Source organism: Nonomuraea rhizosphaerae (genome assembly GCF_019396405.1).
GTDB classification, from domain to species: domain Bacteria; phylum Actinomycetota; class Actinomycetes; order Streptosporangiales; family Streptosporangiaceae; genus Nonomuraea; species Nonomuraea rhizosphaerae.
On sequence record NZ_JAHKRL010000233.1, the window covers coordinates 1 to 9,019 of the forward strand.

The 9,019-nt window shown below is 66.8% G+C and carries 13 protein-coding genes; 4 read left to right on the top strand and 9 right to left on the bottom strand.

Going from position 1 to position 9,019, the window contains the following annotated elements:
- Positions 1-340 precede the first annotated feature (340 nt).
- Genes KME77_RS11630 through KME77_RS11645 form a run of 4 tightly spaced genes read right to left on the bottom strand, consistent with a single transcriptional unit; the run spans position 341 to position 3,025 of the window.
- The gene (locus KME77_RS11630; RefSeq protein WP_219465664.1) at positions 341-682 is read right to left on the bottom strand and encodes a hypothetical protein; all 342 of its coding nucleotides are present in this window, start codon (positions 680-682) and stop codon (positions 341-343) included.
- Positions 683-698: 16 nt separating this feature from the next.
- On the bottom strand, positions 699-1,334 hold the full coding sequence (locus tag KME77_RS11635; protein ID WP_219465668.1) for a DUF2637 domain-containing protein: 636 nt from the start codon (positions 1,332-1,334) through the stop codon (positions 699-701).
- A gap of 18 nt (positions 1,335-1,352) precedes the next feature.
- A complete protein-coding gene (locus KME77_RS11640) occupies positions 1,353-2,660 on the bottom strand; it encodes an FtsK/SpoIIIE domain-containing protein (RefSeq protein WP_219465682.1) in 1,308 nt (435 codons plus the stop codon).
- A 29-nt stretch (positions 2,661-2,689) separates the two neighbouring features.
- Complete coding sequence (locus tag KME77_RS11645; RefSeq protein WP_219465670.1) at positions 2,690-3,025, bottom strand: SCO3933 family regulatory protein; 336 nt, start codon at positions 3,023-3,025, stop codon at positions 2,690-2,692.
- A gap of 128 nt (positions 3,026-3,153) precedes the next feature.
- Between KME77_RS11645 and KME77_RS11650 the strand changes: the two genes are divergently transcribed.
- Positions 3,154-3,504, top strand: coding sequence for a GntR family transcriptional regulator (locus tag KME77_RS11650; protein ID WP_219465672.1), 351 nt, complete (start codon positions 3,154-3,156; stop codon positions 3,502-3,504).
- 168 nt (positions 3,505-3,672) lie between these two features.
- On the opposite strand, the gene KME77_RS11655 is transcribed toward KME77_RS11650, so the two are convergent.
- Entirely contained in the window at positions 3,673-3,888 is a 216-nt protein-coding gene (locus KME77_RS11655; RefSeq protein ID WP_219465674.1) for a hypothetical protein, read from the bottom strand.
- Positions 3,889-4,038: 150 nt separating this feature from the next.
- On the opposite strand from KME77_RS11655, the gene KME77_RS11660 reads away from it, so the two are divergent.
- A complete protein-coding gene (locus KME77_RS11660; RefSeq protein WP_219465675.1) occupies positions 4,039-4,773 on the top strand; it encodes a helix-turn-helix domain-containing protein in 735 nt (244 codons plus the stop codon).
- A gap of 2 nt (positions 4,774-4,775) precedes the next feature.
- Complete coding sequence (locus KME77_RS11665; RefSeq protein WP_219465676.1) at positions 4,776-5,252, top strand: NUDIX hydrolase; 477 nt, start codon at positions 4,776-4,778, stop codon at positions 5,250-5,252.
- Here the strand turns inward: KME77_RS11665 and KME77_RS11670 are convergent.
- The 4 genes from KME77_RS11670 to KME77_RS11685 all read right to left on the bottom strand — a co-directional run bounded on the left by KME77_RS11670 (position 5,193) and on the right by KME77_RS11685 (position 8,220).
- Positions 5,193-5,792, bottom strand: a complete 600-nt coding sequence (locus KME77_RS11670; protein WP_219465677.1) for an HD domain-containing protein — start codon at positions 5,790-5,792, stop codon at positions 5,193-5,195. The two genes, KME77_RS11665 and KME77_RS11670, sit on opposite strands and share 60 nt — an antisense overlap.
- A 35-nt stretch (positions 5,793-5,827) precedes the next feature.
- Entirely contained in the window at positions 5,828-6,319 is a 492-nt protein-coding gene (locus KME77_RS11675; protein WP_308250667.1) for a GntR family transcriptional regulator, read from the bottom strand.
- Positions 6,320-7,051: 732 nt separating this feature from the next.
- Positions 7,052-7,399: a hypothetical protein gene (locus KME77_RS11680; protein ID WP_219465679.1), complete on the bottom strand. Its 348-nt coding sequence runs from the start codon at positions 7,397-7,399 to the stop codon at positions 7,052-7,054.
- Complete coding sequence (locus tag KME77_RS11685) at positions 7,396-8,220, bottom strand: SAM-dependent methyltransferase (protein WP_219465680.1); 825 nt, start codon at positions 8,218-8,220, stop codon at positions 7,396-7,398. Before KME77_RS11685 ends, KME77_RS11680 begins: the two co-directional genes overlap by 4 nt.
- Positions 8,221-8,399: 179 nt before the next feature.
- On the opposite strand from KME77_RS11685, the gene KME77_RS11690 reads away from it, so the two are divergent.
- Complete coding sequence (locus KME77_RS11690) at positions 8,400-8,981, top strand: helix-turn-helix domain-containing protein (RefSeq protein WP_219465681.1); 582 nt, start codon at positions 8,400-8,402, stop codon at positions 8,979-8,981.
- Positions 8,982-9,019: the final 38 nt, after the last annotated feature.

The following is a 9,019-nucleotide window of genomic DNA, read 5'->3' on the forward strand; positions in this document are numbered from 1 at the left end:
GCGCATGTGGATGGGTTGGCGGCAGCCGCCGGTGCGGCGGATCTGGGAGGCCCAGCGGTCGAAGTCGGGGCGGTGGAGTCGGGTGATCAGTTGCTTGATGGTGTGCGCGTTGGGTGTGGTTGGGGGCAAGATGGGGGTCTCCTTTCACTCGTTGGGTGGAGGGATGGCCCCCGACCTGGCGGGCGACTTGGCGGTTGTACGGCCAGGCCGGGGGCGCCGGGGCTAGGCCCCGTGAATGTCGAGTCCGATGCCGTCGCAGTCGGCGCAGGTACTGCCGTCGCTGACGACTCCGGTTCCGTTGCAGGTGCAGCACAGCCAACTGCTGATCGGCTCGTCGGTGTTAGGCGGCATCGGCGGAGTCCGGTTCGACGCATCCGGTGTAGGTGCTGAGGGCGTTGTGCCGGGCTCGTGCGTCGGTGCTGATGGCGATGGCCTTGTAGGTGACGGGACCGAAGCTGATGCGGGTCTGGTAGTGGTCGGGCAGGTCGGTGGGGTCGATCTCGGAGCCGAGATAAGCGGCGATCTTGTCGATCTGGTCGCGCCTGTCCTGGTCGGTGGCGCCGTCCGGGAAGTGGTAGAGGGCGACCCAGGGGTGACGGACGGGGATGTCAGGGTTGGTCTCCAGGAAGTCGGCGAGGTCGCGGAGTCCGGTGATCAGGGCGGGGCGGTGGTTGCTGGTCATGGATGGTCTCCTTTCGTCAGGCGGGTTCTGGGGTGGTGGTGCGGAGGTGGTGGAGGAGGTCGGAGGCGAGTTGGTTGGATACGCCGAGCCGGGCGCGGAGGGTGTCGCGGGTGATCGGTTTGCCGTGTCGGGTGAGGTGTTCGTCGGCGATGCGGCGGGCGTAGTCGAGCAGGGCCGGGGACGGTCCTGGGGTCTCGTCCTGGCCGTCCTGGTCGTCCTGGTTTATGGGGACGAGGACGGGAGTTGAGGACGGCTCGGGGACGGGGCGGGGATCGGATGCGCGGCGTTCGAGCATGGAGACGGCGACGAGGAAGGCCGCTGCTGGGGTTGCTGCGGTGAGCCAGCCCCAGGGGGTTGGTTCGGCTTGGTTGAGGTTGGCGGCCAGGCTGAGGGCGATTCCGCCGGTCAGGACGAGGGTGGGCCAGGAGACGGGGCCGCGGCGTTGGCGTCCGGTCTTCTTGTCGCGTTGGCGTTCGCGGGCGGCCATGACACAGGTCAGGTCGACGCAGACGGCGACGGCCCAGGCCATCCAGCCGGTTTGCCCATGTTGGGTGGCGGTGTCGTGGATGTGGGTGAACGATCCGGCTCCGGCTATCAGGGCCAGGACGATCATGGGGCCGGAGTCGATGAGCCAGCGGGTGAGACGGCGCATGCGGGGTCTCCGTGCGGGTCATAGAGGGGCTCGTTCGCCGGTTCGGGCGTCGGCGATGAGTTCGGCCCAGTCGGGGGTGAGGTGGGCGTGGTCGTTGGCGGCTTGTTCGGCTGTCTGCTCGCTGACGTAGAACGAGCGGGCGCGGTACCACTGGCCGTCTTGGGAGGCGACGATGGCGACGCCGGGCGCTTCGGCGGGGATGGCGCGGGCGGATACCAGCGCGGCGGGGTCGAGGTCGCCTAGGGTCATGGTGGCTGTTTCGGGGTCGTTGACGCGGTGGCAGATGCGGCCTGAGCACTGGGCGCGTAGTGCGGTGACGCCGGGGCCGAGGTCGGAGCCGATTCGTTGGCCGGAGCAGAACAGGTAGATGCCGAAGGCGCGGCCGAGCTGGGCGACGCGCAGCAGGGCTGTTGCGGTCTTGGCGATCTCGTCTTTCTCGGACTTGTCGGCCATCAGGTACAGCTCGGCCAGTTCGTCGACCAGGACGACGATCGGGACGGGGCGCAGGGCTGCGGGAAGCTGCCAGATGTTGCGTGCTCCGGCGCTTCGGCACAGGTCCATCCGGTCGATCATCAGTGTGATCAGGTCTTCCAGCAGGGTCACGCATTCGGCGCGGGTGGTGGCCAGGGCGGAGAGGCGACGTTCGTACGGCGTGAACTCGACGCCGCCCTTGAGGTCAAAGCCGACCAGGGCGACCGGTTGGGGAGCCAGGCCGACGATCAGGGCGTTGGCGAGGTTGGACTTGCCCGATTGGGTGGCTCCGGCGTTGAGGTGGTGGGGGACGGTCTTGAGATCGATCACCCACGGTCCGCCGGTCTCCAGTCGGCCCACGGTGACCTTGAGTAGTTCGGACGAGGGTGGGAGGTGGTCGACGCGGGCGAGGGGATCACGGATGGTCGCGGCGAGGGTGACCCGTCCGGGCTTGGCCGAGGAGACGCGTACGGCGTGTACGCCCCAGGAGTGGGCGAGGCGTTCGGCGGCGTCGGTGTAGTCGGCGGGGATCTGGCCTTCCAGGAGCCAGAGCGTGACGCGCCAGCCGTACCGGGTGGGCCGGGGAAGCCACATGAACGGTTTGGTGTCGACCGCGACCCGTTGGAAGCGGCGCTTGACCTTGACGAGTCCGGTGGAGGCGACCGCGCCGGGGACGAGGGTGAACCACCAGCGCTGCCGCTTCTTGGTCAGACCGCAGCCGAGGGCGACCTTGCGCCAGGTGGCGCGGATGGTGATCGCGGCGAGGGGGAAGCCGATCAGCAGCCAGAAGGAGCGGTGATGGTAGCGGCGCCAGGCCCAGAGCCCGACCGCCGTAGCGGCCAGGCATCCGAGCATCGGCCAGGGGAAGTCCGTCACGGCGTGCCTCACAGGCCCGCCATGGCCGGGACGATGGAGGCGGCCCGGTAGCTGATGCCCCAGCGGGTTGAGCCGCCCTGGGAGATCTCCCAGACGTAGCCGACCAGGTCGACCGGGGTGACCTCCTGGCCGGCGACGATCGCCGGTTCACCGGAGGTGGCGATCTTCACCAGTTCGATCCGGCCGGACTCGTCCTCGACGGTCATCGTGATCTCGTACACGGTCTGGCCGTTCTTGTCCGTCTTGATCTCTCCGGTGTCTTTGTTGACCAGCCGGGGGCGGGCGGCCTTGACGCAGGTGAACTGGAGCTTGGCGGTGTCGACGGGGATGGGGATGTTGCGCATGTGGCGTACCTCCTCGGTATCATTGCCAACATAGTTAACCTAGTTGGCTAGGATGTCAATGTGCTCGTGGTTGGCTTGGTTGCCCGTCTGTGCTGAACTAGGGCGAGACAGGCGATGGAAGAGAGCTGATGGTCAAGAAGACGGGGCAGCCGGGGTACTTGCAGATCGCGGACGATCTGCGGGAGCAGATCCGCGGGGGTGCTCTGGCGCCTGGTGATCCGTTGCCGTCGACCGCCCGATTGGCCGAGCAGTACGTCGCCTCGTTGAGCGTGGTGAAGATGGCCGTGGGGATCTTGCGGAACGAGGGGCTGTTGATCGGCCAGCAGGGCAAGGGTGTGTTCGTCCGCGAGGCCGGCGAGGGCGATCCCGTTCCGGGTGGGGATGTGGGTGAGCAGCTCACCGAGATCCGGGCAACGTTGCGCGACCTGTCGGAACGCTTGGCTCAGGTCGAGGCGGAGTTGTCCAAGCGTCGTTCGTAGCCTGGTGGTACACGCGGCAGCCGAGCACGCGCCGGGCGAAGGCTGCGATCAGGCTGGGAGGGGTCGGGGGCAGGTGGAGGTTGCGTTCCTCCTGGCGTACGCCGAGCAGAACGAGCGTGTAGCCGATCAGCAGAACCGCGCCGAGGGCGGCGGCGATGATCAGGGGGATCATGCCCAGCTCACCCCCGCCTCTGCGGTGTGGTTCGGGCGGTTGGCGGGGCGCCGGTTCTGGCCGCGCCGCTTGTTGGCCCGCCGACGCAGAGCCTGACGCCGAAGCCAGCGCCGCCAGGCGTGGCACTTGCGGCAGAGCTTCTGTCCTTCGCTGAGCCGTGCGCCGCACTCGCACGACGGGCTCTCGTCCAGCGGGGGAATCTCGTTGGTCATGTCGCTCTCCTCTCGTCGGGACCGGGCTTTTGGTGGCGCGATACCGAGAATGCGCCGGAGAGGTAGGACGAGATCACTACATGACTGGACCTGTTCAAGACGTCCCGGCTAGGGTTTTCGCGTCCCCGGACGTCCTGATGGGCAGGTGAGATGGCCAACGAGCGACTTCGCGCCGCGATGCTGGAGCGTGGCGCCAGCCTCGCCGACGTGGCCGCCGCCGTGGAGGTCGACCCCAAGACGGTGGAACGGTGGGTCACTCAGGGACGTGTCCCGTATCGCCGGCACCGGTTCATCGTGGCCGGCTTCCTGGGGATGGAAGAGGCGTACCTGTGGCCTGAAGTGCGGGATCAGGTGGCCGCAGTCTCCGAAAGCGAGCTGGTCACCCTCTACCCTCACCGCTGGGCCGTGCCGAGGGACGCATGGGGACATCTGTTCTCGTCAGCCAACCAGGAAATCGGCGTGCTGGTGTACAGCGGGCTGTTCCTGGCCGAGGACACCGGCATCGTGCGGACGTTCGCCAGCAAGGCGAAGGCGGGTGTGCGGGTCCGCATCCTGTTCGGTGACCCGAAGTCGGCAGAGGTGGCGCAGCGGGGAGCCGATGAGGGGATTGGCGACGGCATGGGCGCCCGGATCATGAACTCGCTGGTTCTGTTCCGGCCGCTGATGAAGCTGGAGAATGTCGAGATTCGCCTTCATGGCACGGTGCTGTACAACTCGATCTACCGTGGTGACGATCAGCTTTTGATCAACACGCACGTGTACGGCCAGCCCGCCAGCAACGCCCCTGTGTTGCATCTTCGCCAGGTGCCCGGCGGTGACATGGTGGCGACCTACCTGGAGAGTTTCGAGAGCGTTTGGGAATCTGCGGCGCCGGTAGAGTCCTGATCATGGCCCGCAGGATCGACTACTACGACTCCCCCGACGCGCCGGCGCCCAACAGCCTGGTTCCGTCCGTGAATGTCGTGGTGACCAACGAGGCGGGCGAGATTCTCATGATCCGTCGTACTGATAACGACAACTGGGCCGTTCCGGGCGGTGCGATCGACCTGGGCGAGTCGCTGCCGCAGGCCGCGGTACGGGAGACGCTCGAAGAGACTGGGATCGTTTGTGAGATCACCGGCCTGGTGGGGACCTACACCGATCCGCGGCACGTGATTCTTTATACGAGCGACGGCGAGGCCCGCCAGGAGTTCTCCATCGTGCTCACCGGGCGGGCGGTCAGTGGCGAGCCGACGCCGTCCGATGAGTCCCGAGAGGTTCGTTGGGTGCCGCGCGATCAGGTCGAGCAGTACGCGATGGACCGGTCAATGAGACTGCGAATCGGCCACTACCTTGCCGGGCCGGCCAAGCCGTACATCGGCTGAGGCTAGTTTGCCCTCCACCGTCTCAACAGCCGCGATGATGGAAGGGGTGGCGTTGGCGATGGATCGGCTGACCAGGTGTTCGGGACTGTAGCGGGTGGGGATCTCCTCCAGACGGGCGCTCACGGTCAGCGGGTTGCCGTCCGGGCTGGTGGTCATGTCGGCGTAGGTCAGCGCTTGCAGCAGTTCGGGCCGCTCCCTGGGGAACTCGGCCTCAAGTACGTCCAGGAGTCCGCGTTGCTCGGCCTCGAAGACCGCGTACGAGTGGTGCGCCACCAGTCGGCACAACCGCTCATCGGCGCCGTGGACGTCACGGAGGTATCGTGCGCCGTCGAGGGGATGGAACCCGGTGTCGACCAGCTCCGGCGAATAGCCGATATCGTGCAGCCACGCGGCAGCCGCCAGAAGATCAGCATCACGGCCGAGAATGGGAGCGAGCGACTCGCCTCGTACGCCCACACCGCACGAGTGCGCCCAGCGCCGGGGCAGCGGCCGTTCCAGGAGCTTTTTGGCCAGGTCCCGCGCCCATCCCACTTGTTCCATGCTGTTCACGATATGCGGGAGCCATGGCGCTGCCTCTATCCGGAGTCCAGACGTCCCCCTTCGTCCTGGCTCACGTGTGTCCGTACGAACCAACCCTTGCCGTGTCTGGCGACGATGAGCCCTTCGGCCTCCAGTTCCGTCAATGCCTGTCGGACGGTGTTGCGCGAGGTCGCGTACTGCTGGGTGAGGGTGCTCTCGCTGGGCACCTTGCCCGCCGGCAGGTTCCCGAGCGCTATGCGCTCGCGCAGCTCGGCCGCAATGGACTGGTACAGGTGCTCTTGATCCAAGGCTTTACGGTGATCGCCGAGGACAATCCGGCCCTTGGCCGGGACAGCGGCGATCAACTTCTCCTGCTCCAAGATCTCCAGCGCGCGACGCAGGGTGTTGCGCGCAACGTGGAACTCCTCGCACAGCGCCGACTCAGACGGCAGGTACGTCCCTGCCGGATAGACGCCGTTCTGGATGCTGTCACGGAGTCGTTCGGCGATCTGTGGATAGATCCGCCACCCCGTCAACCACTTGCTCACAGCCCTCTTGCCCACCTGTGATTGCCAACGGCCTGGAGACGCGGCAGCGCGAGGACTGTTCGCCGTGTGGTCAGGGGGCCGACCTGAGGCGCTCGCGCTGCCGCGCCGTCCGTGAGATATGGGGTACGGCGCAGGTGCGCCACCAGCACCGGCACCAGGCGAGGTGACGTGCCGTCGCCATGCCGCCCGAGGGGTAATCGCGCACACGGGTGGTTGTGCTCGCCTTCCATGTGCTCAGCGACCAGGGCGCACCACACCGGAAAAGCTTTCACATGGCGTCCTCTACCGGTCTCCTCGTACTCGCCGTCCTCGTTGTGGCGCACGACGAGGAACTCTCCGCCCTGGCAAACGAACTCGTACGCGCCACAGCAGGAGGTTTCCGACACGCGGACTTGGCCTCTGGACTCGTCGAGTGGCTCCCACATGGTCATCTCGTCCCTCCACGGCGCGGCGGCCGAGTGCTGCCCGCGCCGCCGCGCCGCCCCTGGCCGGTCACCATGGGCCAGGAGATCAGCCGGGACTCACGTGTTGGGTTGGTGAGTCCCGGCGTGCGGTCCATCCCCGCGCGGGTGGACCGCGCCCGGCATGCATCAAGGGGTGGGCTGCCGGGAGCCTGAAATCGTTCGCAGGAGCCCGTACCGACCGACGAGGAGCCGAAGCCGGTACGGACCCCTGCACCCGAACCCCGCGCCCGAAGCATGGGGTGGCGCAGTACGGAGTTCGGGCAGTCCATCACTGCTGGCCACCGCAGACGACATCGCGGCCCGGTGTGCCCAGCATGGTGCGCAGTTCCTCGTAGCGCGCCAGGATCCGACGCAGCGCCGTGTCATGAGCCAGGCAGGAGCACATCGCGAACTCCCAGTACCCCGCCGCCGTGACCCGCCCTGTCGCCCAGCGGTAGTACCAGCCATAGGGCTCACCCCACTGGCACCAGACGTTCAGCCCGACATCCCGGATCAACGTCAGCGCAATCCCGTTGCAGCTCGTGACAGTCGCCGAGATGCCTACGCGTTCGAGATCACGGCACAACTCGTAAGCCGTCTCGGCCGCCGGATCCGCCACCCTTGTCGATGTGATCATGACTTCCTCGCCACCCCAGCGACGAACGCCATGTCACGCGGATGCACTTCGTCCCAGATATCCATCTCGGGATCAGGGCGCCACGACGGCACCGGCACAAGCCCCGGTTCCACCAGCGACAGTCCGTTGATGGAGAAGAAGCTCCGAACGGTGCGCTTGTGCCGCAACACCACCGGCTCCGAAGCCGCGACGTACGGCGCAGCCCCCGCCACCGTCACCGGCGCTCGCACCACATGCGTCAACACCAGGAACGAGCCGCTGGCCATCGGACTCATCAGCGTCCGGACGATCTCCCAGGGCCGGAACCGCGGCTTGACGAAATGCATCACTGCGACCAGGAGCACCGCCGTTGGCTGAGAGAAGTCCAGCCACTTGGCCGCCCCGTGCAGAATTATCCCCGGCTCGCGAAGATCTCCGTCCAGCATCTTCGTACACTCGTCGGTGGCCAGCAGTGCCCGACCGTGCTGCGCCACCACGGGGTCATTGTCGACGTACACAACCCGCGCCTCCGACTGGTAGCGCTGGGCCACTTCGTGCACGTTGCCGAGGTTGGGATAACCCGTCCCGATGTCCAGGAACTGACGTACCCCCTGTTCAACGGCCAGATAGCGCACCATACGCCCAACGAACGTCCGATTGGCCCGCGCATAGATCCCCGCCTGCGGATTGGCCGCAAGAACCTGCTCGACCACCAACCGATCAGCCTCGAAGGTGTCCTTCAAGCCCTCACCACCGAGGAGGCCGTTGTATATCCGCCCCACGTTGGCCGTCTTCGTGTCAATCGACGGGAAGCCGGGATCCACGGCGACAACGGCGTTCATCGGCTGCACCTCCATCTGAGCCTCTGACTGACCGGCTCAGCGACTTCCTCATGTCGCGGCAGGTCGTGTGTCACCAGGCTCCAGCCGCGACCAGGAACGTCTCTACCTCAGCAAGGGACGTCTAGGGACGTCTTATGCTAGCGTCGCGTCACGGCAGGAACCCCCTGGAGGCCCATGCCATGAACGACAACCTCCGCCATGCCATCGCCCACGTCGGCCTCACCGCCGTCGACATTGCAGCCCGGCTCGACGTCGACCCCAAGACCGTGGATCGCTGGCTCCGAGGCCGCACGCCCTACCCTCGCCACCGCTGGGCACTGGCCGATCTACTGGACGTCGACGAAGCCGACCTCTGGCCGGACGCCGCGACTCGTCCCCACAGGACAGCCTCCACGGAACTCAAGGCTCTCTATCCGCACCGTTGGGCGGTCCCTCGTACGGCGTGGCAACGCCTCTTCGGCTCCGCCGCTCATGAGATCGGCATCCTGGTCTACAGCGGGTTGTTCCTCGCCGAGGACACCGGGGTTCTCCGTATCCTCCGCGCCAAGGCTCGGGCCGGCCTTCAGGTTCGTATCCTGCTCGGCGATCCTGACAGTCCGCACGTAGCCACCCGCGGTGCCGACGAGGCCATTGGCGAAGACATCATGACCGCTCGCACCCGCAATGCCCTGGCGCTGTTCCGCCGTGCCCTTCCCCTCGTAGCGTGGAGACCGAACCGGGAGAGGTTTGGTCGTGGCAGCAGTCACGCGGCGGCGCTTTGATCCGGAGTTCCGGGCGGGCGCGGTGCGTATCGTGAAGG

What these genes read in the sequence shown, in the direction of transcription:
- KME77_RS11670 (WP_219465677.1), bottom strand. Translation starts at nt 5,792, where the DNA reads ATGGAACAAGTGGGATGGGCGCGGGACCTGGCCAAAAAGCTCCTGGAA.
- KME77_RS11655 (WP_219465674.1), bottom strand. Translation starts at nt 3,888, where the DNA reads ATGACCAACGAGATTCCCCCGCTGGACGAGAGCCCGTCGTGCGAGTGC.
- KME77_RS11690 (WP_219465681.1), top strand. Translation starts at nt 8,400, where the DNA reads ATGAACGACAACCTCCGCCATGCCATCGCCCACGTCGGCCTCACCGCC.
- KME77_RS11665 (WP_219465676.1), top strand. Translation starts at nt 4,776, where the DNA reads ATGGCCCGCAGGATCGACTACTACGACTCCCCCGACGCGCCGGCGCCC.
- KME77_RS11630 (WP_219465664.1), bottom strand. Translation starts at nt 682, where the DNA reads ATGACCAGCAACCACCGCCCCGCCCTGATCACCGGACTCCGCGACCTC.
- KME77_RS11685 (WP_219465680.1), bottom strand. Translation starts at nt 8,220, where the DNA reads ATGAACGCCGTTGTCGCCGTGGATCCCGGCTTCCCGTCGATTGACACG.
- KME77_RS11680 (WP_219465679.1), bottom strand. Translation starts at nt 7,399, where the DNA reads ATGATCACATCGACAAGGGTGGCGGATCCGGCGGCCGAGACGGCTTAC.
- KME77_RS11640 (WP_219465682.1), bottom strand. Translation starts at nt 2,660, where the DNA reads ATGCTCGGATGCCTGGCCGCTACGGCGGTCGGGCTCTGGGCCTGGCGC.
- KME77_RS11635 (WP_219465668.1), bottom strand. Translation starts at nt 1,334, where the DNA reads ATGCGCCGTCTCACCCGCTGGCTCATCGACTCCGGCCCCATGATCGTC.
- KME77_RS11660 (WP_219465675.1), top strand. Translation starts at nt 4,039, where the DNA reads ATGGCCAACGAGCGACTTCGCGCCGCGATGCTGGAGCGTGGCGCCAGC.
- KME77_RS11645 (WP_219465670.1), bottom strand. Translation starts at nt 3,025, where the DNA reads ATGCGCAACATCCCCATCCCCGTCGACACCGCCAAGCTCCAGTTCACC.
- KME77_RS11650 (WP_219465672.1), top strand. Translation starts at nt 3,154, where the DNA reads ATGGTCAAGAAGACGGGGCAGCCGGGGTACTTGCAGATCGCGGACGAT.